The organism is Synechococcus sp. R60.1 (assembly GCF_047461835.1).
Classification (GTDB): domain Bacteria; phylum Cyanobacteriota; class Cyanobacteriia; order Thermostichales; family Thermostichaceae; genus Thermostichus.
In genome coordinates this window covers 1-19,873 of record NZ_JANSIA010000053.1, presented here as the reverse complement: position 1 = coordinate 19,873, position 19,873 = coordinate 1, and the positions used below count along the sequence as shown (strand labels likewise).

Below are 19,873 nucleotides of genomic sequence, written 5' to 3'. Positions count from 1 at the left end.
GTGAGCGACCACAATTGTTCCGACATCTCCCGCACGAACTCGTTCCAATAAGGCAAGGAACTTTGGTCTTTTGAAGTCGAGACCGCCGCCAACCTCTCCGACCACTTCGGCTCCAGGATAGAGGTTAACCAGTCTTGCAATCTGTCTCTCCAAGTCTGGCTTCTGCCCTCGGCTGCTGACTCGGGCGTACAAAACGACTCGTTTGACTTTCTTTGGCGTTCTGATGTAGCTGTCGAGGTCATACCTTCTTGCCCTACCAGATGGCGTACGTATTGCCTTGATCCAACCTTTCTGTTCCCATCGCCTCAAAGTGTGGAGACACACCCCAAAATAATCCGCCGCTTCTCTCGGTTTTACATACCTAGCCATACCAAGCAGCCATACTGAACATACTGTACATTATTTTCAGTATAGTCCAGCGTATCATTGACTAGAGTCATGCTCTCGCCTGCGGATCCCGTAGCCGGAAGAAGTCCTTATTAGCAAGCTTCTCATCTATTCGCCTCTCTCCGCTCTCGGAGAAGGGCTGCTGTGGTTTTGGGTAGGGTGCGCATCTCAGCGGTGACGGGCATCGAGGATGAACAGAGCACTACCTACGACGAACAGGAGGCTGGCTCCTATCCCCAGCAGGGTTTGGACAACCTTGAGATTGAGAAAGGCTGGAGCTGCTGGATCCCACAGAGAGGGGTCACTGCCCAAGGTCATCACCTCGCTCACCGCAAACAGGCCACTCCCCAGCAAAAACAACCAACTGGCCAACTCGTAGCGGTGGTTGCCTCTCATGTCTGCTCCGACTGCAAGTGTTCGTAGGCTTGGGCAGCGGCGGCCATTTCCGCAGCCTTTTTCGAGCGACCTTCACCGCGGCCCCAGCACCGCCCTTGCCCCCAAACTTCCATGGTGAAATGAGGGGGATGCTCCTGGGCGGCCACCAGGCGGTATTCGGGCAGGCTACCCCAAAGGCGTTGGGTCAGTTCTTGCAAGGCTGCTTTGGGGTTGCGCCGAGTGGGGTCTTGGAACCACTGCTCCACTCGTCGGTGTAGATAGGGATCCAGCCAGGGATGCAGCCTGGGCAGCGTGTAAATACCCCAACTGAGATAAAAGGCTCCCAGGAGAGCCTCGAAAGCATCCGCCAGCCGCCGACCCCGCCCGGCCAAGTCGTTTTGCGAGCTGGATCCCACCTCGAGGTAGCGATCCAAGCCGTGCAGATCCGCCAGTTCTGCCAGGTAAGCATCGCTGGTCAGGTCGGAGCGAATCGCGGTCAGCTCTCCCACCGACAGATGGGGATAGGACTGAAACAAGAATTCCGTAACCAAAATCCGCAGGACAGAATCCCCCAACAACTCCAGCCGATCGTTGTTCCGCTGGCCATCCAGAGAAGGGTGAATCAGAGCCTGATCCAGCAGATCCCAACGCAGTTGTTCCAGCAAAGCCGGATCCCTGAATCCAAGGCGGGCCAGCAAATGCTCCAAGGCACGGCGACGGGGCGGGATCAACTCAACCATACACTCAGGTGCTGACGTTGCCTTAGCGGTCAGAACTGCACAGCTTGCAACCATTTTGACCTGAGCCATCTCACCCAGGCCGGGATCCCCGCTCAGGCGGTAAGCCAGCTATGCTACAGGAGTAGTATAGGCTTTTCGAGGGAGGATCCCTGCATGCCCATTCGCGCCAATTCCCCCATTCCCACGACCCAGATGGAAGTGACCAGCATTCGGCTGGAACGTGAGCTGAAGCAGCGACTGAAGGCGTTGGCCGGAAATCAGGGTTACCAGGCCCTCATACGGGAAATTCTTTGGAGTTATGTCCTGCGTCACTCTCAAGGGGCTGCCACCCTCAGTCCTGAGGATATTCGGGCCAGCTTCCCGGCCACGGCCCACCAAGCCCAATGCTGTGCTCTCACCGGACGGGCCATTCAACCGCAGGAGCCAATGTTGCTGGGGTGGACCACCGATGGAAAGTTCGTCGCCCTTAGCTCCTCCTGCTTTTAATCTTTGTTTTGGGGTCTCTCTCCAGTTTGCGAAGGGATCCAACCGGCACGAGTGCCCATCCGTTTAGATGCCACGAAGTTCTCGATATTTTCTGGCCCGTTCCTCGGCTGGATCGGGGGCTTGAGCTTTGGCAACTGCCTCCTCCAGTTGGGCCATCACCGTCTCTGCCGGTTCAGCGGAGCGGACGACGTAAAACATTAGGTTAATGGCTTCGTTGGCCGTCAGTTTGAGGGTTTCTTTTCCCTTGGGCACCAGCGCGATCTTGCCATCTGTGGTTGTGATGGCTGTGTGGGATCCCTTGGCCAGAATCTCCCCCGCTTTTTCCAGAGTGACAAGCATATCCGTAGCTCACAGCAGCAGGACATCTACTATCCTACCGAATGTCTTGGGGCAACTGCTCCAGAGGGGCCCAAGCCATTTGGCAGATTAGGTGTGTTCAAAGGTGTTCCCATGCTCCGCCAGCCAAGCATGCAAGTGGGGAAACAACTTTTGATTGGCTCCCGGGAAGGGAAATTCCGACAGTTCCGCCGGGCTGACCCAGCGCACCTCGCTACATTGCAGGGCTTGGGCTTCTCCGCCCAGGTAGCGACAGATAAAAGCGATAAGAGTAACGGTGAAATGGGTATAGGCATGTTCGACGGTGGCTAGCGGCGCGACCACCTCGATATCGATGCCGATTTCTTCTTTTACCTCCCGTACTACACACTCGGCAGCCGTTTCTCCCGGCTCGATTTTGCCTCCGGGAAACTCCCACAGCCCGCTGAGCATTGAGCTTTCCAGTCGTCGATCGATAAGGATTTCTTTTCCCCGCAGAACAATGGCAACCGCGATTTGCTTGTGAGGACGAGAGGCACGGGGTGCAGACATAGGCAATTGTTGGTGTTGACCTCGATTGTAGGCGCTGCAATCCGCTTGCCAAGGGCACTGGCCACAGTGAGGCTTTTTGGGACGACAGACGGTAGCTCCCAAATCCATCAGGGCTTGGTTAAAAGCCCGTGGCTGCACGGGATCCAACAATTGCTGGGAAAGCTGCCACAACAGGGGCAGACACTGGGCCGGAGGCTGTTGCAAAGCCACCAAGCGAGCCAACACCCGCTTAACGTTGCCATCCAAAATGGGCAAAGGCTGATCGAAGGCAGCGCTGAGAATGCCGCCGGCTGTGGTGCGCCCGATCCCCGGCAGAGCCAACACCTGCTCCAGATCCCTGGGGAACTCACCGTTTCGCTCCCGCATCAAAATTTGGGCAGCTTTGTGCAAGTTCAGGGCCCGCCGATAGTAGCCCAGGCCCTCCCACAGTTTCAGCACCTGCTGCTGGGGGGCTGCCGCCAGTGCTGGGATCCCGGGCAGGGTCTGCATCCAGCGCTGAAAGTAGGGGATAACTGTTGCCACCTGGGTTTGCTGTAACATCACTTCCGAAACCCAAATGGCGTAAGGATCCCGGGTGCGGCGCCAGGGCAGATCCCGCCCGTGTTCACGGTACCAACGCTGAAGAGACTGCCGCAAGCGTTGCAAGAAAGCCTCGTCCCAATTCCCTCCTTTGCTCGGAAGGCTGGCAATGTAGGAAAAACTGACCTCGGCTTCTGATATGGGCTGAGACTCAAGCTGCGTAAGCAAAGTGCAAAGCCCACCAGATCAGGGCCGAAACCACACCGGCCACAATTCCTGCCGAGATCAAAACGACAATTGGGCTATCTGCCCCCTTGAACTTCATAATGCCGCGATTGTAGTCAGCCATCCTTGCCTCCTACCAGCTCTGGCGTTGGGGTTGCCATGGATGTTGATCGGGATCCAGATCTGCCAGCTCTATTCACAGGGAAAGCTGTGGCGAAGATGTCCCAGTAGAGGTGCTCCGCACCGCCGGCGCAAACATGCCTGGGGAGAAGCACCGTCCTCGGTCATGCATGATACAACCTTAGCATGGAACAGACTTTGACCCTGTTGATTTGGACTGTTTGGAATAACCAGAAGCTAGGCAACCCGCAGGACTAACCGGTCTGCTTCCCACTGTCGAAATAGGTTGAGAAGGTGGTCGGCTCTCTCTTCATGGGCAGCCAGGATCTCAGCGCCAGAACGGGCTTGATTGGCCAGGGGCAGCAGCAGCTCCACCACCTGGTAGCGGGTAGAGGCTATCATCTTGCCCGGGATCCGGGCGACGGGCCAGAAAATATCCATCTTCTGGGTCAGGATCTGGGCCGGATCCAGCTTGCCCAACAGATCTGAAAAGGGGATTTTTTGATCCCAGTAGCGCACGCTGCCATAGCGGACAAACAAGGGGTTGAGTTGCCAGCGGGAGCTCTTAAAAAATTCGACTGTAAAGGGATCCCAGTGGTCCACCTTTTTCCCTTGATGGCAACACCAGAAGAGATTTTGCGTGTGATACAGAGGCTCCAGATACTCCATGACCCGCAGTTGGTCGATGCGAGCAAGGGCCTCGTAGCGGCGATGGAACTCCGGGTGGGTGGCGGCAATCAACGGCCTGGCATTCCAATAGTCCAAGTAGGGGGCTACATCGATAAACTCCAGCCCGGCTTGGGCAAGCAAGTCGGGAATCTCGCCGATGTCGAAAGGAATATCATTGGCATGGAAGAAATTATCGACAATGTTTTCATCTTGTCCATAGTATTCTTGGTGAGCCTTGGCGTGCTTGGCCAAAAGGGAATTGGGGCTGGCTCCCTTCAGCAGTTGCCGCACAAATTCGATCTTTTCTGGGGTTGCAGGTGGGGTGATGCCCAACAACTCCAAGGCTCGCCGAATGCGGTACAGATGCCAACGGCCTGAACGGTTGTAGAGCATCAGCGCCATCACCCCATCGGGAGCCAACCGCGATGCCAGATTGCTCAAAGCCTTCACCGGATCTGCAGTGTGGTGAATCACGCCGTAGGAGCTGATCATGTCGAAGCTGCCTTCGGGCCAAGTAGAGGGATCCAGCAGATCCCCGTACTGCACAGAGCAGTTGCGTAGGCCGTGGTGCTTAATTCGCTTCTGGGCAATCTCTAGGGCCGGGCGGCTGATGTCGATCCCGACCACCGAACCATAGCCGGGGTTGCTGGCGGCAATGCCATGCACTTCCCAGCCGGTGCCACACCCGGCCACCAAAAACCTGGATCCTGTGGGCTCTTGCAAGGTGCGGGTGCGGGCGTACTGCGCCAAGGTATAGCTGCCCAGACTGGAGAAGCCCTCAAAGGGCCGGTCGTAAGGAATAGGAGGATAGGGGAAAGTCTCGTACTGGGCCTGCACTGCCTGGGTAATCTCGGCTTCGCTCACCAAAAGCACTTCCTCCCACGCGTTCCCCCCCATCCTAAGGTCTTCTTGACGCTTTGAGCCGGGAGATCTTGCTGGGTTGCCCGTCTGAGAACCTGGCCCTTCACAGCCTGGTTGTAAACCCCGCCGGAGGCAGAGCGGGCGGGACGGAGTCCTCACAAAACCGAGTGAGGCAGGCGACCCTCTGCCGAGCCGTTGGCTAAGCCCCTGCCAGAGCGTGAGTTGCCCGCTTGTAGGCTTCCTCCAGCGTCTCTGCCAAGGTGGGGTGAACGTGCACCAAGCCGGCCAGTTCTCGCACCGTGGCCCGGCGAGCAATGGCCTGAGCTGCCTCGTGAATCAAATCCGCCGCATGGGGCCCGAAGATATGGGATCCCAGCAGTAGGCCGGTGCTCTTGTCAAAGACCAGCTTGACCATGCCCTCTGTCTCTCCCGAAGCAATGGCCTTGGAGTTGCCGCCAAAGTAGGTGCGCACCGTGCCCACGCTGTAGCCTTCCTCCTTGGCCTGAGGTTCGGTCAGCCCCACAAAACCCATTTCCGGGTGGGTGAACACCGCGGCCGGGATGCTGAGGTAGTCCATGTAGGCAGTACGGCCACAGATGTTTTCCACGGCCACTCTCCCCTGAGCTGCCGCCGCGTGAGCCAACATCATTTTGCCTGTCACATCCCCAATGGCCCAGAGGTGAGGCAAATCGGTGGCCATGCGGCTATCGACGGGGATGAACCCCCGTTTGCCGGTGTCGATGCCCAGCTCGGCCAAGCCCAGCCCCTCTGAGACCGGGATCCGACCGGCAGCCACCAGGCAGCCATCTACTTGCAGCGTCTCGCCGTTGGAGAGGTGAATCGTTACTGGCTGGCCAGGGATCACCTGCTTGGCCGTGATCCCCACGTAGGTCTGGATTTGCCTGGGCTTAATCAGCACCCGCTGGGCCAGGCGGGCAATATCGGGGTCAAAGGCCGGCATCAGGGTCTCTAGGGCTTCGATGAGGATGACCTGGGATCCCAAGGCAGTGTAGATGTCGGCAAACTCCTGGCCAATGTAGCCGCTACCGATAATCGCTAGGCGCTCCGGGATCCACTCCAGCCGCACCGCCTCGTCGCTGGTGAACACCGTCCGGCCATCCACCTCGATGCCGGGGGGCACAAAGGGGCGGGAGCCCGTCGCGAGAATGACATCCTGTGCCGTGTAGGTATAGGATCCCTTCTCTTCCTGGACTTCCACCTGCTGGGGTGCCACCAACTTGCCTCGCCCTCTCAGGATTGTTACCCCCAGCCTCTCCAGGGAGCGGGTCATGTCGGCGCGGATTTTCTCCACCACTTGGGCAGCATGATTGGCAATAGCCTCTCGGTTCACCTGAAGGGATCCCACTTGGATGCCCAGCCCAGAGCTATGTTGCAGTTCCCGCAGGCGTCCTGAGGCGGCCAGCAGAGCCTTGGAGGGGATGCAGCCGCGGTTGATGCAGGTGCCGCCCATTTCTGCACCTTCAACGATGGCGGTCTTCAGGCCAGATTCGACCGCATGTAAAGCAGCGCCGTGGCCGCCGACGCCGGCACCGATGATGATTACGTCAAAATCGAAGCTCATGGCGAGATTGGATAACCAGTGCCTCATTTTCTCACCTTGTTGGCCTTCCCAGAAACCTGGCTAGGGGCACCCAAGCCATGCAGTAGCATAGAGTCGCTTGTAGGCGGGTGGGGGTACACATGACACTCCAAGCTTTGATCTTCGATGTGGACGGCACGCTGGCGGACACGGAGCGGGATGGTCATCGCGTGGCCTTTAACGCTGCCTTTGCCGAGGCAGGGCTGGACTGGCACTGGTCGGTGGAGCTCTACGGCCAACTCCTGGCCATTACGGGGGGCAAAGAGCGCATTCGCCATTTCGTTGCAACCTGCCAGCCGCCGCTACCCCCTGGTGAAGATTTAAATGCCCTCATTGCCCGGCTGCACCAGGCCAAAACCCGCCACTACACTGCCCTATTGGCCCAAGGGGGGATCCCACTCCGCCCAGGGGTGAAGCGCCTCCTGCAGGAGGCCAGAGCTGCTGGGATCCGCTTGGCCATTGCCACCACCACCACGCCGGAAAATGTAACAGCCCTTTTGGAGCACACACTGCCGGAGAGCCTAAGCTGGTTTGAAGTGATCGCTGCTGGCGATATTGTCCCCGCCAAAAAGCCCGCCCCCGACATCTACTTCTACACCCTGGAACAGATGGGGCTGCCCCCCCAGGCCTGCCTGGCCTTTGAAGACTCGGAGAATGGGCTGCGCTCGGCCCAGCAGGCCGGTATTCCCACTGTGGTGACGGTAAACGACTATACCCGGGATCAGGATTTTTCCGGGGCGGCTCTGGTGCTGGATCACCTGGGGGAGCCTGAGGATCCGTTTCGGGTGTTGGCGGGAACGGTGGGATCCCACCGCTACTTCACCCTGGAGTTGGCCCGACAGATCCATGCTCAAGTTGCCCGGTCTGGAGTGGGAAGCTCATGATGGCGTCAGATCTCCAAGACCTGCGGCAGCGCCTAGAGGCTCATCTGCAGCAAGTGGCCCAGCCCCGGGATCCCGACTGGTCGCCCTTGGGCCATCAGCAGGTGGAGCGCTACATCCAAGAGCAGCTTTCTAAGTGGGGATCCCTGGAGTCCTTCCCCTTTGAGGCCGGTGGCCGCCTGCACCGCAACTGGATCTTGAAATTGCCGGGATCCCGTTCTGGCCGCCAACCCATCCTCATCGGAGCCCACTTTGACGCTGCCCCGGCAACCCCTGGAGCAGACGACAACGCCAGCGGCATAGCGGTGTTGCTGGAATTGGCCCGCCATTTTGCCGCCAACCCTGCCCCTTCCCCCCTGTGGCTGGTGGCTTTTGACCTGGAGGAGCGGGGGATGGTGGGCAGTGGGGCTTACGCCCAGTTTCTTCAACGTCAGAGGCAATCCCTACGGCTGATGCTGTCTTTGGAAATGCTGGGCTACCGGGATCCCACCCCCGGATCCCAACGCTACCCCGCTGGCCTTGAGAAGCTCTACCCCAACCGGGGAGATTACATCGGTCTCATCGGCAACTGGCCCACCTGGGGGGATCTGCTCAAGCTGCAGCGTGATTTTCAAAAAGCGGGGATCCCTTGCTGTTGGTTGTTGGCCGGGCAGCGAGGCTTGATCCTACCTGCCACTCGCCTGAGCGATCACTCCCCCTTTTGGGATGCGGGCTACGCCGCCGTTATGGTTACCGACACCGCTTTCTTGCGCAACCCCCACTACCACAAGCTGAGCGATACCTTGGAAACCCTAGATCCAGATTTCCTGACGGGGGTCTGCCAGGGCTTGATGGCCGGGATCCGCTTGCTGTAGCTCCTCCAAACCCCCCAGTCATTCCGGCAGCAAGTAGCGTGCGTTGAATCCCAACTCCCCTCTCCTGGAAGGAGGCCAGGGGTAAGGATGGAATTGGCATCCTCAGTACGGAGATTTCTCCAGGGGGTTCGCGATTCTGCGACCGAGTCCTTTGCTGAAGAGGGGAGACAATAGACGAGAGTAGTAAGACGAGAGTAGTAGCAGGGAAAAGGTTAAAAAACCTGCCTTGGCACTGTAAAACTCAGCAGGAGATTGCGTATGAGCGTGCGTATGAGCGCTTTTGCCCAAGCTCCCAAAAAGTGTGTTTCCGCCGCCTTCAAAGAAGAGGGCAAGCTGCAAGAGTGTATCCAGCGGCTTTTGAACCGTGGCATTCCCAACGATTGCATCTCCATTATTGGCCGCAACTTTCAAACCGAAGCCAAAATTACCGGGTTTATCACCCGCAAAGAGGTGGTTCTGGACGGTCTGACCAATGGGGCCATCTATGGATCCCTGTTCGGATCCCTGCTGGGGCTGCTCACTGGCGTGGGGGTGCTGTTCATTCCCTTTTTGGGGGCAGTGGTGGCCGCTGGGCCTCTGGGAGCCGCTTTGTTGGGGGCAACGGGCGGCGCTTTGTACGGAGCACTGGGAGCGGGCCTGGGATCCGCCCTGATTGCCTTGGGTATGCCGCAGGAGAAAGCCGCCATCTACCAAACCCGGGTACAGGCGGGCGAGTTCTTGTTGGTGGTGCAAGTACCGGAAGAGAAGTCGGGCGAAATTTACTGGCTGCTGCAGAGTGCTGGCGGAGAGGAAGTTTCCATTGCCGACTTGAACTTGCCCGGTGAGCCAGAGGGAGACTTAACCCCAGAGAGCATCTCGCCGGAAATCCGCGCTGACCTCTCGGAAGAAGCGCAGCAAACCTTTGTGGAAGCCTACAACCAAGCCAAACAAGAGAGCAATAACTCCACCCATGCACTCCTCAAAGCTTGGGAAAAGGTCAAGCAAATTTTCACACGAGATGAGAAAGGGATCTTCTCCAAACGCAAGCCCTAGCCCAAAAAGTTTCCGAAGTAGCGAGAGCACAGTAAAGCGCCATCTCGCCGCTCTGCCTGTACGTGTTCTGGGTCTGCTCCAATTTTTTAGCTGCAACCTTATATCCTGAGAATAGCCCGAAAAACTCTAACCTAACCTTGCAGGGGTGAGCCTATGGCTGCGAGTGACTTCAAGGATTATTACAAGATCCTGGGCGTCAGCAGAGATGCCTCTGCCGAGGAAATCAAGCGCGTCTATCGCAAGCTGGCCCGCCAGTATCACCCCGACGTGAACCCCGGCAACAAGGCGGCAGAGGAACGCTTTAAGGAGATCAACGAAGCCTACGAGGTGCTCTCAGATCCGGAAAAGCGGCGGCGCTACGACCAGTTTGGGCAGTACTGGCAGCGGGTGGGTACTGGTTCTGCTGCTGGAATGCCGGGCATGGAGGGCTTCGCCCAATACGCCAGCTTCGAGGAGTTTATCAACGAGCTGCTGGGCCGTATGGGCTCCCGCCGCAGCGGGTTCCAGGGCTTCGCCGGCGGCTTTGGGCCGTTTGTTTCGGTGGATTTGCCGGGGCAGGATGTGGAGGGCACTCTGGGTCTCAGCTGGGCAGAAGCTTTCCACGGCACCCAGAAACGGCTGAACCTAGATGGAGAAACGCTAACTATCCGCATTCCCCCCGGCGCTAAGCCGGGCAGTCGCATCCGCGTCAAGGGCAAAGGCCAGGTCAGCCCCTTTGGCGGGCCAAGAGGGGATCTCTACCTCACTTTGGAGCTGCCCCCCCATCCCTTCTTCCGCTTTGACGGAGACAACCTGCTCTGCGAGCTGCCCATTACTCCTGACGAGGCGGCTTTGGGAGGGACGGCGGAAGTTCCCACCCCTACGGGTCGCGTGCAACTGAGGATCCCTGCCGGGGTAGACAGCGGCCAAACCCTGCGGCTGCGGGGCCAAGGCTGGCGGGATCCCCAAGGCCAGCGGAGCGACCTGCTGGTGCGGCTGAAGGTGGTGGCGCCCAAATCCCTTTCCCAGACCGAACGGGATCTCTACGAAAAGCTGCGGCAAAGCCGTAGCTGGGATCCCCGCGCCCACTTGCAGGAGGTGAATCTATGAGCTTGGCGATTGTGCGGGTGGAAGAACGGCTCTATACCTTTGAGCAGGCCACGGAACTGTTGGGGATCCCTCCCCACCTGCTGGAATGGCTGCTGGCCCAAGGCTTAGTGGAGGCCGAGAGCAGCTACCTGACCCCCCAACAGCTCAGGCGGTTGTTGCAAATGAGCCGCCTACACCGAGACTTGGGGCTTAACTGGACGGGGGCAGCGATGGTCTTGGACATGGCTCAGGAAATTGCCCGGCTCAGGGGGCAACTGCGCCACTACCGCGGATTTTGAGGCTGCCCAGCTAACCCATCAAGGAGATAAACTTCGATGAACCCTATGGAACAGATCATCCGACGTAGCCAAGTGGTGGGCCTGCTGGCCCTCGATGGCAGCACTGCTACCGCATTGGGTACCGTAGAAGAAATCTGGGTTGACCCAACAGGGCGGGTATGCTACTTCACCAGCCAGCAGGGGTACACCCCCCTGGAGCAGATTTCTCTCATCGGGCCAGACGCGCTGCTGACCTACTCTACCGTTTTTGATACCCCCCTAACCCCCATCAGCTCTCTTTACCGTCGCACAGTGCGCATTGGGAATCGAGAGGTCGGCTGGATTGAGGATTTTCTCTTTGACTGGGAGACTGGAGCGATTGCCGCTTATATTCTGGGTGGCAGCATTGCCGAGCCTTGGGGGGGGCGCGCCGTTCTCCTGCCTGAGGACGTGGAAGCCATTGATGTGGACGCGGTGGTGGTTAAGGAGGATGCTCCGCAACGGCTGAAATCGGAAGCGGAAGGCTTAAAGAACTTTTGGAGCGAAAAATCTCGGCAGGTGAAACAGCTTATCCAGCGCATGGGGGATCGCCTCAAGGCGTTGGTTGGCCCACAGGATCCGCCGGAGGTGGTGCGCGTTAAGGTGAAGCAGGTGCGGGACGAGCTGGCCAAAGGGGGCAAGTTCGATCTCTCCCTACTGGACGAGGCGGCAGAGTTTCTGCAACACAAGTGGGAAACCTGGCAACATCGCCTCAGCCGTGCCGCTCAGCGCATGCAGGCTGCCCTTCAGGCTGCTTGGGAGAAGCTGACTGAATAGCAAAGAATGACTCTGCAACCTCTGGCCTGCGGTCGCCTCAGATGCTGCACATTTGCTTCCCAACTGCTTCCCAACTCCCCTCTTCCTCTGGGAAAGGGGCTGGGGGGCAACAGCATGAGGTGCTTGGGGAGTCCGTCCCACTGCTCGACCGGAACTGTTGCAAGCCAGTCCTCGACCAAACCCAGCTGACGGACGGCGGCTTTTTCGGCTACGATCTAAGATCGCTGTCAATGCTCGGATCAGGTTTCAAGACCCCCGCAGGGCACCTGTACGGCAGGGAGAAAGATGACTTACGCAATTGTGGAAACCGGCGGTAAGCAGCTTTGGGTGGAGCCGGGGCGTTTTTACGAGGTCGATCGCCTGGCGGAAGTGGAGGAGAACAGCCCCTTCGATTTGTCTCGTGTGCTGTTGATCAACCACGAGGGACAAATCACGTTGGGGCATCCCTACGTTTCGGAGGCGGTCGTCAGGGCACGGGTTTTACAGCATCGGCGCGGCGATAAAATCATCGTCTACAAGATGAGGCCAAAGAAAAAGACCCGCAAAAAGAGGGGTCATCGGCAACCGCTGACCCGTCTGCTGATCGAGTCTATTGAACTCAATGGGGTGCCCCTAGCCACGGCACCATCCCGTACGGAAGCGGCTCCAGAGTCTAACCCAGAGGCAGCCCCTTCGGCAGCGGCGACAGGGATCCCTGCGGATGAGGAATAAACTCTGAACTCAGGTGTCCTGAATCCCGATTTTTTTATCTCGTTTCTGTTGATCACGCAGTTGCATAGGAGGCGTCATGGCTCATAAGAAGGGAACGGGCAGCACTCGCAACGGTCGAGATTCCAATGCCAAGCGGCTGGGGGTGAAGCGCTATGGGGGCGAGCTGGTGCATCCCGGCCACATTCTGGTCAGGCAGCGGGGCACCAAGTTTCACCCAGGGGTGAACGTGCGCATCGGCGGCGACGACACCTTGTATTCTGTGGTCACCGGTATTGTGACTTTTGAGCGCTATGGCAAGTGGCGGCAAAAGGTGAGTGTCTACCCAGCTGAGGTGGCTGCCCAGTAGGGAAAGGCCCAGCTTTGAAACTGCCTGGGAGAGTTTCTTCCGCAAGAGAAGATTCTCGCTTCTGTCGACCAAGCTGCTTGCCGGGCTGAAAACTGTCTGCTCCAGAGCAGACAGGGTTTTGCTGTTGCTGATTCCTGAACTTTTTTCGTTCTTGAGGATTGGGGCCAGCCGGAAGAGAAGAGGAGCTAGGGATCCCTGCCCCTTCGAGGGCGAAAATGGCAAAAGCGTGGAAGGCAGAAAGCTGATGCGGGTGTATTTGTTTCGCTGGGCAGGGTTGCTTCACCTCATTGCCGGGGTGATGTACCTCTACTGGCGACTGACAGCCGGGTTGATGGATTTGGGATCCCTTTTGTTTTGGGGGGCAGAGCTGTATGTTTGGCTGGCGGCGGTGGGCTTCACCCTCAGCCGCTATCCCCAAGTGCCGAGAGAGACGATCCCATCCCCAGAGGTCCTGCGGCGGTCGTTTTTCCAATTGCCGCGGGTGGATGTACTGGTGCTGCGCCAGTGGGATTCTCTGGAGGCAACCCGGCAAACAGTGCTTTCGGCTCTGCACCTCGACTACCCGTGGGAGCGGTTGTTTGTCCACATTGTGGATCGGGTAGAGGATGAGGAGATGGCCAAGGCGGCCCGGGCCATTCCCTGCGAATACTGGGCCTGCCCTAGCCCCACAGCCGACCCCCTGGCTTACGCGATGGGATCCCCTCACATCCAAGGGGAGTATCTGCTCCTGGTGCAGCCGGGCCATTTTCTCGAGCGGGACTTCCTGTGGCAGACCTTGCCCCACTTTTACGACTCGCCGGAGCGGGCTCCCATCGCCAATCGTATCGGGTTTGTGCAGGCGATGCTGCGCACCCTAGGCCAGCCCAGAGCCGTTCACCCCCTGCAGCAGCTCTTGGCGGTGGGATCCGAAGGGTATCAGGCGGCACCCCTGTTGGGTTCTGGCTGTCTCATCCGGCGCAAGGCTTTGGAAGGGATCCCGCAGATCGACATTCGTCGCCCTGTGCAGTTGGGGTGTCAGATGCACTGCCGTGGCTGGCAATCTCAATTGGTTCGCAAAACCCAGGTTACGGGTGTTTTGTTGCCCTTGCGCAACCGCCGCGTTGCTTTGCTGGCTTTGTTTTCGGCCTTGAGGGAAAATCCCTTCTGGGGCAAGCCGACCACGCAGCAGCAGCGCTTTCAATACCTGTGGCTGGCCCTCTGGGCTGCCGGTGGGATGGCGGAGCTGGTCTACTTGGCGGTGCCGATGGTCTTTCTCTGCACAGGGTGGATGCCGGTGCCGGCCTTTGACCGGGTCTTCTTCGCGTGGTTTTTGCCTTATGCTCTCCTAGGGCGCATCAGTTGGCTCTTGGCCTTTCCCCCGCATTTGTGGGGGGCAGCTTGGCAGTCGGAACGGCAGACGGGCAGCCAGTTTTTTCAGTCCATCCAGGCGCTGGTGCAAAGTCTGCAGGGAGTGCCCCCCTATCCCGAGCAGCCTTCCCAGCTCTCCTTAGGACCTCAGGCTCTGGCTATTGTGCTGACTTTTCTGGCTATGGGGGTGGGATCCCTGCGTTTTGCCGGCAGTTGGGATCCCTCTTGGCCTGAGCTGCTGTTTGGCTTGGTCTGGGCCTTCTACAACCTGATGATCCTGACGGTGCGCCCCGACGATCACGATTTTGCCGGCTTTGCTTTTCCCAGCAGCAGCGCCGCTGCGGCGACAGAAGAGAGCGCCGACCCATAGGCTGCCAAGCCAAGACAAGTTCATCGCAAAACCAAATCCCCACATCCATTCAGCTGCTGCATGGATGAAATGGCAGGCTGCCGCGGCAGATGGTGGGCAAACGCTATGCTGTGAGAAGTGTAGGATAAGTGGATCGGCACAGGTTGTCTCCAACTCTCCGGGGAGGTGTACCGGTGGAGAGGGGGGATCCCTGGCCAAGTCGCCCCTCCTGTTTGCAGGATTGAACGCGGTCTTCTAGGTTCAGAACGACACACCTGTGGAGTCAGAGAGACCCCCCCTTCGACTGCTCCCCCTGGGTACGGATCCCTGGCAGCAGGGCTGTGCCTATTGGCTGGAGATGGGATCCCACCGTTTGCTTCTCGATTGCGGGTTGCCCGCTCCTGCCCTCTTTAAGGCTCTGCCAGGGATCCCGGATGCGGTAATCTGCAGCCATGCTCACTTTGACCATGTGCAAGGGCTACCTGCTTTTCATCGTCGTTACCCTCAGGTACCTCTCTACGCCACGCCGGTGACTGCTCATTTGGCCGCTGGTCTGTGGGAGTGTGGCGTTTGGCCAGGCTACGACCGGGACATTCGCTTTCCCCCCTTTCGGGCGCTGCCTTTGGGCCGGGCGCGAGAGATTTTGCCCCATCTGATGCTCACTTTCTTTGCGGCTGGGCATCTGCCGGGAGCGGCGGCAACCCTGCTGCAAAATACCCAAACCACTCCGGCCCAAGCCTGCGTGTACACGGGCGACTGTTCCCTGGCCTCAACTCGCTTTGCCCCCGGCTTGGATCTCATTGCTTTGCGCCACTGGCAGCCGGACGTGTTGCTCATCGAGGCTTCGCTGGGATCCACCCGCCATCCACCCCGTCGTCACCTGGAAAATCGCCTGGTGGAGCGGTTGCTCAGCGCCTTGGAAGCGGGGCAAACGGTGCTGTTTCCCCTGCCAGTGTTGGGGTTGGGGCAGGAGCTGATCTTTCTCCTCAAAGCCCACCACCGCTTTACCCAAGCCCCCCAAGAGCTCAAGATATGGGTGGCGCCGGGGCTGGCGGCAGGCTGCAATCTCTACGAGCGCTTGCTCACCTACCTGCCGGAGCCGGTGCGCAATTTCGCCACCTACCAGCCCTTGTTCTGGGAAGACCGCCTGCAGCCGCGGGTTCAGCCCCTTACCGAAGCGGATCCTCTGCCCCAAGGCTTGCTGCTGTGCGACGCCGATGCCGGGCCTGAGGCTTGGGATCCAATTTGGTCGAGGTTGTTGGCCCAACCGCAGCGCTCCTGTCTGCTGGTGCGGCTGCCGGAAGTGAAGCTGGCCACCCCATTTGAGCGTTGGCCGGCGCCGCTGCGCTCCCGCATTGCCGTTGAATGGATAACCTGGCACAGCCACAACGATGTCGGGCATCTCACCCAGATCATCCACACCTTTCGCCCCCAGCATTTGGTCTTGGTTCACGCCGACCCCAAGCAGGCTCAGGATCTGGCGGATCTGCCGGAGCTGTGCAATCGCTACCATGTCCACTGCCCTCAGCCTGGGCATTGGCTGGAGTTGCCCGATGGGCACCTACAAACCCCAGTTAGGCTCGCGGAGCTGAAGGCCGGTTCCCCCGCCGAGATCAGGGATCCCCCTTTGCGCTATGAGGGGGAGGTGGAAGAAGTTTGGCAGGAGCAGGGGTCGCCGCGGACTTTGGCGGGGGTACAGGTGCGTCTGCCCCCCCAGATTACCCAGGATCCCCGTTGGCTGGCCTGGGCCGATACCGGCCTGGTGGAAGCCCGCTGGCAGGGATCCGAACTGGTGCTGCGCGGCCTTTCTCCACGGGAGCTGATCCGCCCGGCAGAGGCTGCCCCTTCTCCAGCAGGGATCGTGCCGCGTCCAAAACAGCCTTCTGTATCCAGTCATCACGGTGGCAAAAAGTGCCAAAATTGTCGCTTTGCCCGCCAGATCTTGACTTCCCAAGCCCAAGCCTTTCGCTGTGATCAGGAGCGTTCCCCCCTCTACCGCCTCAGGGTGGATCCCCAGGGGAGCTGCCCCTACCATCAGCCGCAGGAGATCCGCTCTTCCGGTTAGCCGTCAAGCCACGGCAGCCCAAAGGCTAGAATGGGGCAAGTCCCGGTGCCAACCATGCTTGAGCAAGACTTCTGGGCAAATCATCGCCGTGGGCCGGTCGGATCCCTGGAGCGCCCAGCCGAGGCCTTGGCTGCGGCCAGCCCGCCCGTAGTGCAGATGGTTGGGGTGAACAAAGTCTATCCACTGCCGGAGGGCAGTTTTCAGGCCCTCTACGATATCGACTTGGCGATCCAGCCGGGAGAGTATTGCGCCATTATGGGGCCCTCTGGATCCGGCAAATCCACCCTGATGAACCTCATCGGCTGTTTGGATCGGCCCAGCTCAGGGCGCTACTGGCTGGATGGGGTGGAAGTTTCCACGCTGACCGATCGCGATTTGGCCCACATTCGCAACCAAAAAATCGGCTTTGTCTTCCAGCAGTTCCATCTCCTGCCCGTCCTGACAGCGCTGGAGAACGTCATGCTGCCCTTGGCCTATGCCGGGATCCCGGAGCCGGAGCAACGCTGGCGGGCCAAGCAAGCCCTAGAACAAGTAGGCTTGGGGAGCAAACTGCAGCAGCGTCCGGCCCAACTCTCCGGCGGCCAGCAGCAGCGGGTGGCGATTGCTCGTGCCATTGTCAACCGACCCCAACTGTTGCTGGCTGATGAGCCGACTGGGGCTCTGGATAGCCATACCGGCCAGGAAGTGCTGAACCTTTTTGCGGAGCTCCACCGGCAGGGCATCACCCTGGTCGTGGTCACCCATGACCTTGAAGTAGCCCAGGCCGCCCAGCGCATTATCCGGGTTGGGGATGGCCGTTTGCTGGATTGAGGAAGACAGGGATCCGCCTGGGGGCAGTTGGGCGGTTCCCAGTTGCAGTGAACTTGCCTGCTGGATGGATCCCCAGCTTCCCTCTCCCTTTGGGTGAAGGTCAAAGGGAATGTCTCAAACGACCCTATCTAGGACGGCCCGGCTTAGGCTACTCTAAACGCAACTGAGGGCTTGGGAAGAGGATCCGTCCATGAAACTGATCGAAGATATCATCCGGTTTTTGGAAACCCGCCTGGAAGAATTTCTCAGGGCCCACCCTGAGATCGAGCTGCAAGCCCTCGATGAGCAGTTGCGCCAGCAGGAATCCGATACCCTGCGGCTGTTGCAGGAAAGCCGCGCCCAAGAGGAAGCTCTCCAAAAAAGCATTCTCAACTTGGCTGAGGAGATCAAAACCTGGCACTTTCGCATTGAGAAGGCGCAGCGGGCCAATCGCCCCGATCTAGCCGAAGGAGCGCGACGCCGGGAAGCTGAGCTGTTGGAGAGGGGCAGCCAGCTATGGAGTCAAATGAAGGCCCAAAAGGAGAAAATCCAACAAATGGAAGCGCTGCTGCCGCAAATTCGCCAGCGCCGCCAAGAGGTGAAGACCAAGCTGCAGGAGGTAAAAGCCGCACAAGCCAAAGGCGTTGACAGCCCGGACTTGGGTTTCAGCCCTTGGGGAAAACCTTCCGAGGCTTGGGATGAATTGGAAGAGCAATTTCGTCAGCTAGAGGTGGAAAACGAATTGAATGACACGAAGAGGAAGGTGCGGGAACAGCAGCGGCGGTAACAGCCTGACCCAAAATCTTGTTAGTTTGCTAATGTTGAATCCAGTCGCAACAGCCAAAATCGAGCTGGGCGGAACTTGTGATTTAAGCCCTTGGTCTCAAGAGCCATAGCCACATCATTTCCAGAACTTTCTCTGGCACCGACCGGGAAGAAAAGTCTCTCCTCTCCCCCAAGAGTGATACGCTATTGGGCATGAATGAGTTGTATCTGAATCACCCCACATTTGGTCTGCTCTACAGCCTGTGTCAGGTCGACGAAAATCAGGCTCTCTTCACCACTCTCTACGCCCAAAGGCTCTTTTTTCGGGTTTACTTCAGGCCGCCGGATAACAGCGGGGATCCTGCTGCCATGGAGGAGTTGGTCTTCGATCCGATTAGCCGTAATGAGGCTCGCCAGCTCATCGAAGAGCAAATGCGCCTGCTGCGCCGTGCTGCCCGCCAAGATGAGCTAGAACAATTGCAGTTGATCTACAAGCAAACCTTTTCCTGAAAGAGGGTTTTCTGAAGGTCTTGCAGGGCTCAGGACGAGGGTTTTGTTCCTCAGATAAGATAGCCACCTAAAACTGAGACAGAAAGCGCAGGTCGCTGGTATAAAACAGGCGGATATCCTGAATGCCGTGGAGGAGCATGGCCATCCGCTCAATGCCGATCCCTGCCGCAAATCCGGTGTAGCGCTCCGGGTCGTAGCCCACCGCTTGAAATACATTGGGATCCACCATGCCGCAGCCGAAGATTTCCAGCCATTTCGAGCCAAAGCGCACGTCCATCTCAGCAGAAGGCTCGGTAAAGGGAAAATAGCTGGGCCGAAAGCGGGTTTCTCGCTTGCCCAATAGGCGGGTGATGAAAGTGTTGAGGGTGCCCTTCAGGTCGGAAAAGGTGAGGTTCTCGCCCACCGCCAAAATTTCCATCTGGTGAAACACAGCGGAGTGGGTGGCATCCACGGTATCGCGGCGCATCACCCGACCGGCATGCACAATGCGCAGCGGCGGCTGGTGTTGCTCCATGTAGCGCACCTGCACCGAGGAGGTTTGGGTACGCATCAGGTAGCCATTGGCCAGGTAGAGGGTATCCTGCATATCCCGCGCCGGATGGTCGGCAGGGGTGTTGAGGGCCTCGAAGTTGTAGTACTCCGTCTCGAGCTCAGGCCCATGCACCACGGTGTAGCCCATTCCCACAAAGATATCGAGCATGCGGTCGATGGTGGCCTGCAGCGGATGGATCCGCCCCAGAGGCCGACGGGGCCCGGGCATAGTGACATCCAGGCGCTCTGCTTCTAGGCGGGCCAGCAGTTGAGCTTCACCAAGGGCCTGTTTGCGCTGCTCCAGACTGGATTGGAGGGCCTCTTTAAAGGTGTTGGCCAAAGCGCCAATGGCAGGCCGTTCTTCTGGGGGCAGCTTCCCCATTCCCCCCAAGATTTTGGAGAGCTTACCTTTCTTGCCCAGGTAGTCGATGCGGATCTGTTCCAGAGCCTCCAGACCGTCAGCTTGTTCCACTTGGGCGAGGGCCTCGCTTTGCAGGGTGAGAAGCTGTTGGCGAAGCGTGTCTTTTTCGTCTTGCATGGGGCCGATTCCAAGGGCAGAAGGGATCCCTGGGGTTGTGAGGAGTCCCTACAAAGGTATCACAGGAGGGAGCATGACTCTAGTCAATAATAAGCTCAACTATACTGAAAATAATGTATAATATGTTCAGTACGGATTACTACC

General features: G+C 58.7%; 23 protein-coding genes. 14 read left to right on the top strand and 9 right to left on the bottom strand.

The features are described 5' to 3' along the window. The 3 genes from NW834_RS08690 to rnc form a co-directional block, all read right to left on the bottom strand. A partial coding sequence (locus NW834_RS08690) for an IS607 family transposase (RefSeq protein WP_414426287.1) occupies positions 1-369 on the bottom strand: 369 nt, incomplete at its 3' end. Positions 370-555: 186 nt separating this feature from the next. Continuing rightward, positions 556-783 (bottom strand): hypothetical protein, encoded by a 228-nt coding sequence (locus tag NW834_RS08685; RefSeq protein ID WP_414344842.1) that lies wholly within the window; start codon positions 781-783, stop codon positions 556-558. Beyond that, positions 780-1,502 (bottom strand): ribonuclease III, encoded by a 723-nt coding sequence (gene rnc, locus NW834_RS08680; RefSeq protein WP_414419465.1) that lies wholly within the window; start codon positions 1,500-1,502, stop codon positions 780-782. Before rnc ends, NW834_RS08685 begins: the two co-directional genes overlap by 4 nt. Positions 1,503-1,655: 153 nt before the next feature. Here rnc and NW834_RS08675 point away from each other — a divergent pair, with 153 nt between their 5' ends. Next, positions 1,656-1,988 carry a hypothetical protein gene (locus tag NW834_RS08675; protein WP_011432395.1) on the top strand — a complete coding sequence of 111 codons (333 nt, stop codon included), beginning with the start codon at positions 1,656-1,658 and terminating at the stop codon, positions 1,986-1,988. A gap of 63 nt (positions 1,989-2,051) precedes the next feature. Here the strand turns inward: NW834_RS08675 and NW834_RS08670 are convergent, their stop codons facing one another. From NW834_RS08670 to lpdA, 5 genes are all read right to left on the bottom strand, one after another. Beyond that, positions 2,052-2,327, bottom strand: a complete 276-nt coding sequence (locus NW834_RS08670; RefSeq protein ID WP_011432394.1) for a hypothetical protein — start codon at positions 2,325-2,327, stop codon at positions 2,052-2,054. Between the two features lie 87 nt (positions 2,328-2,414). Next, positions 2,415-3,500, bottom strand: a complete 1,086-nt coding sequence (gene mutY / locus NW834_RS08665) for an A/G-specific adenine glycosylase (RefSeq protein ID WP_414426286.1) — start codon at positions 3,498-3,500, stop codon at positions 2,415-2,417. 85 nt (positions 3,501-3,585) lie between these two features. Continuing rightward, complete coding sequence (locus NW834_RS08660; RefSeq protein ID WP_011432392.1) at positions 3,586-3,723, bottom strand: hypothetical protein; 138 nt, start codon at positions 3,721-3,723, stop codon at positions 3,586-3,588. Positions 3,724-3,956: 233 nt separating this feature from the next. Next, positions 3,957-5,252 (bottom strand): class I SAM-dependent methyltransferase, encoded by a 1,296-nt coding sequence (locus NW834_RS08655; protein WP_414419463.1) that lies wholly within the window; start codon positions 5,250-5,252, stop codon positions 3,957-3,959. Positions 5,253-5,448: 196 nt separating this feature from the next. Further along, the gene (gene lpdA, locus NW834_RS08650; RefSeq protein WP_414419467.1) at positions 5,449-6,831 is read right to left on the bottom strand and encodes a dihydrolipoyl dehydrogenase; all 1,383 of its coding nucleotides are present in this window, start codon (positions 6,829-6,831) and stop codon (positions 5,449-5,451) included. A gap of 119 nt (positions 6,832-6,950) precedes the next feature. Between lpdA and NW834_RS08645 the strand changes: the two genes are divergently transcribed. The 13 genes from NW834_RS08645 to NW834_RS08585 all read left to right on the top strand — a co-directional run bounded on the left by NW834_RS08645 (position 6,951) and on the right by NW834_RS08585 (position 18,660). Further along, positions 6,951-7,733, top strand: coding sequence for an HAD family hydrolase (locus tag NW834_RS08645; protein WP_414399981.1), 783 nt, complete (start codon positions 6,951-6,953; stop codon positions 7,731-7,733). After that, positions 7,733-8,584, top strand: coding sequence for a M28 family peptidase (locus NW834_RS08640; RefSeq protein ID WP_414419462.1), 852 nt, complete (start codon positions 7,733-7,735; stop codon positions 8,582-8,584). Before NW834_RS08645 ends, NW834_RS08640 begins: the two co-directional genes overlap by 1 nt. Positions 8,585-8,854: 270 nt before the next feature. Then, a complete protein-coding gene (locus NW834_RS08635) occupies positions 8,855-9,616 on the top strand; it encodes a ChaB family protein (RefSeq protein WP_414332456.1) in 762 nt (253 codons plus the stop codon). Between the two features lie 153 nt (positions 9,617-9,769). Beyond that, a complete protein-coding gene (locus NW834_RS08630) occupies positions 9,770-10,705 on the top strand; it encodes a DnaJ C-terminal domain-containing protein (RefSeq protein ID WP_414419461.1) in 936 nt (311 codons plus the stop codon). Beyond that, the gene (locus NW834_RS08625) at positions 10,702-10,983 is read left to right on the top strand and encodes a chaperone modulator CbpM (RefSeq protein ID WP_011432385.1); all 282 of its coding nucleotides are present in this window, start codon (positions 10,702-10,704) and stop codon (positions 10,981-10,983) included. Before NW834_RS08630 ends, NW834_RS08625 begins: the two co-directional genes overlap by 4 nt. 36 nt (positions 10,984-11,019) lie before the next feature. Then, the gene (locus NW834_RS08620) at positions 11,020-11,778 is read left to right on the top strand and encodes a photosystem reaction center subunit H (RefSeq protein WP_414387857.1); all 759 of its coding nucleotides are present in this window, start codon (positions 11,020-11,022) and stop codon (positions 11,776-11,778) included. Between the two features lie 285 nt (positions 11,779-12,063). Next, positions 12,064-12,489, top strand: coding sequence for a 50S ribosomal protein L21 (gene rplU, locus NW834_RS08615; protein ID WP_011432383.1), 426 nt, complete (start codon positions 12,064-12,066; stop codon positions 12,487-12,489). Positions 12,490-12,565: 76 nt separating this feature from the next. Next, on the top strand, positions 12,566-12,835 hold the full coding sequence (rpmA, locus tag NW834_RS08610) for a 50S ribosomal protein L27 (protein ID WP_011432382.1): 270 nt from the start codon (positions 12,566-12,568) through the stop codon (positions 12,833-12,835). Positions 12,836-13,061: 226 nt separating this feature from the next. After that, positions 13,062-14,552 carry a cellulose synthase gene (locus NW834_RS08605; protein ID WP_414419460.1) on the top strand — a complete coding sequence of 497 codons (1,491 nt, stop codon included), beginning with the start codon at positions 13,062-13,064 and terminating at the stop codon, positions 14,550-14,552. A 256-nt stretch (positions 14,553-14,808) separates the two neighbouring features. Continuing rightward, positions 14,809-16,596 (top strand): MBL fold metallo-hydrolase, encoded by a 1,788-nt coding sequence (locus NW834_RS08600; RefSeq protein WP_414419459.1) that lies wholly within the window; start codon positions 14,809-14,811, stop codon positions 16,594-16,596. 54 nt (positions 16,597-16,650) lie between these two features. Continuing rightward, positions 16,651-17,406, top strand: coding sequence for an ABC transporter ATP-binding protein (locus NW834_RS08595; RefSeq protein ID WP_414419466.1), 756 nt, complete (start codon positions 16,651-16,653; stop codon positions 17,404-17,406). 190 nt (positions 17,407-17,596) lie between these two features. Then, positions 17,597-18,172, top strand: coding sequence for a TIGR04376 family protein (locus NW834_RS08590; protein ID WP_414419458.1), 576 nt, complete (start codon positions 17,597-17,599; stop codon positions 18,170-18,172). A gap of 191 nt (positions 18,173-18,363) precedes the next feature. Further along, on the top strand, positions 18,364-18,660 hold the full coding sequence (locus NW834_RS08585) for a PipX family protein (RefSeq protein WP_011432377.1): 297 nt from the start codon (positions 18,364-18,366) through the stop codon (positions 18,658-18,660). 67 nt (positions 18,661-18,727) lie between these two features. Here the strand turns inward: NW834_RS08585 and pheS are convergent, their stop codons facing one another. Next, entirely contained in the window at positions 18,728-19,729 is a 1,002-nt protein-coding gene (gene pheS / locus NW834_RS08580) for a phenylalanine--tRNA ligase subunit alpha (RefSeq protein ID WP_011432376.1), read from the bottom strand. Between the last annotated feature and the right edge of the window lie 144 nt (positions 19,730-19,873).

What these genes read in the sequence shown, in the direction of transcription:
- NW834_RS08645 (WP_414399981.1), top strand. Translation starts at nt 6,951, where the DNA reads ATGACACTCCAAGCTTTGATCTTCGATGTGGACGGCACGCTGGCGGAC.
- NW834_RS08595 (WP_414419466.1), top strand. Translation starts at nt 16,651, where the DNA reads ATGCTTGAGCAAGACTTCTGGGCAAATCATCGCCGTGGGCCGGTCGGA.
- NW834_RS08625 (WP_011432385.1), top strand. Translation starts at nt 10,702, where the DNA reads ATGAGCTTGGCGATTGTGCGGGTGGAAGAACGGCTCTATACCTTTGAG.
- NW834_RS08635 (WP_414332456.1), top strand. Translation starts at nt 8,855, where the DNA reads ATGAGCGCTTTTGCCCAAGCTCCCAAAAAGTGTGTTTCCGCCGCCTTC.
- NW834_RS08670 (WP_011432394.1), bottom strand. Translation starts at nt 2,327, where the DNA reads ATGCTTGTCACTCTGGAAAAAGCGGGGGAGATTCTGGCCAAGGGATCC.
- NW834_RS08620 (WP_414387857.1), top strand. Translation starts at nt 11,020, where the DNA reads ATGAACCCTATGGAACAGATCATCCGACGTAGCCAAGTGGTGGGCCTG.
- NW834_RS08630 (WP_414419461.1), top strand. Translation starts at nt 9,770, where the DNA reads ATGGCTGCGAGTGACTTCAAGGATTATTACAAGATCCTGGGCGTCAGC.
- NW834_RS08585 (WP_011432377.1), top strand. Translation starts at nt 18,364, where the DNA reads ATGAATGAGTTGTATCTGAATCACCCCACATTTGGTCTGCTCTACAGC.
- rpmA (WP_011432382.1), top strand. Translation starts at nt 12,566, where the DNA reads ATGGCTCATAAGAAGGGAACGGGCAGCACTCGCAACGGTCGAGATTCC.
- pheS (WP_011432376.1), bottom strand. Translation starts at nt 19,729, where the DNA reads ATGCAAGACGAAAAAGACACGCTTCGCCAACAGCTTCTCACCCTGCAA.
- NW834_RS08675 (WP_011432395.1), top strand. Translation starts at nt 1,656, where the DNA reads ATGCCCATTCGCGCCAATTCCCCCATTCCCACGACCCAGATGGAAGTG.
- lpdA (WP_414419467.1), bottom strand. Translation starts at nt 6,831, where the DNA reads ATGAGCTTCGATTTTGACGTAATCATCATCGGTGCCGGCGTCGGCGGC.
- NW834_RS08590 (WP_414419458.1), top strand. Translation starts at nt 17,597, where the DNA reads ATGAAACTGATCGAAGATATCATCCGGTTTTTGGAAACCCGCCTGGAA.
- NW834_RS08640 (WP_414419462.1), top strand. Translation starts at nt 7,733, where the DNA reads ATGGCGTCAGATCTCCAAGACCTGCGGCAGCGCCTAGAGGCTCATCTG.
- NW834_RS08660 (WP_011432392.1), bottom strand. Translation starts at nt 3,723, where the DNA reads ATGGCTGACTACAATCGCGGCATTATGAAGTTCAAGGGGGCAGATAGC.
- rplU (WP_011432383.1), top strand. Translation starts at nt 12,064, where the DNA reads ATGACTTACGCAATTGTGGAAACCGGCGGTAAGCAGCTTTGGGTGGAG.
- rnc (WP_414419465.1), bottom strand. Translation starts at nt 1,502, where the DNA reads ATGGTTGAGTTGATCCCGCCCCGTCGCCGTGCCTTGGAGCATTTGCTG.
- NW834_RS08685 (WP_414344842.1), bottom strand. Translation starts at nt 783, where the DNA reads ATGAGAGGCAACCACCGCTACGAGTTGGCCAGTTGGTTGTTTTTGCTG.